The sequence below is a fragment of the Neisseria sp. P0021.S007 genome (assembly GCF_051956855.1).
Genome location: NZ_JBQCXA010000486.1, coordinates 1 through 706 on the forward strand (window position 1 = coordinate 1; position 706 = coordinate 706).

Consider the following 706-nt stretch of genomic DNA (forward strand, 5'->3'; position numbering starts at 1 on the left):
ACACCGTAGTGGCCTTCGTCAGACAACTCTTTCGCATCCATTTTGGTTGGCGGCGCCATCCACAGGCGGACGGGGATGTCGGACTTGCCTTCCAAGAGTTTGGAGGCGGCGCGAAAGTGGCCGATGTTGGTCATGCACGAACCGATGAACACTTCGTCGATTTTGGTGCCGGAACGTTCGGACATGAAGCATACGTCGTCCGGGTCGTTCGGGCAGGCGATGATCGGCTCTTTAATGTCGTCCATGTTGATTTCAATCACAGCGGCGTATTCGGCATCTTTATCTGCTTCGAGCAGCTCTGGATTCGCCAGCCATTTTTCCATGGCTTTGATGCGGCGTTCCAAAGTGCGCGGGTCTTGATAGCCGTCGGCAATCATGTTTTTCATCAACACGACGTTGGATTTCATGTACTCGATAATCGGCTCTTTGTTGAGCTTCACGGTACAGCCTGCAGCGGAGCGTTCGGCAGATGCGTCGGTCAACTCAAAGGCTTGTTCAACTTTCAAATCAGGTAGGCCTTCAATTCCGAGGATGCGGCCGGAGAAGATGTTTTTCTTACCGGCTTTGGCAACGGTGAGCAAACCTTGTTTCATCGCGTAAAGCGGAATGGCGCTCACCAAATCGCGCAGGGTTACGCCCGGTTGCAACTTGCCGCTGAAGCGTACCAATACGGACTCAGGCATATCGCGCGGCATCACGCCGGTGG

The 706-nt window shown here is 54.1% G+C and carries 1 protein-coding gene; it reads right to left on the reverse strand.

Going from position 1 to position 706, the window contains the following annotated elements; all coding sequences use genetic code 11:
* A partial coding sequence (locus tag ACTHUR_RS14160; protein ID WP_440399189.1) for an aconitase family protein occupies positions 1–706 on the reverse strand: 706 nt, incomplete at both ends.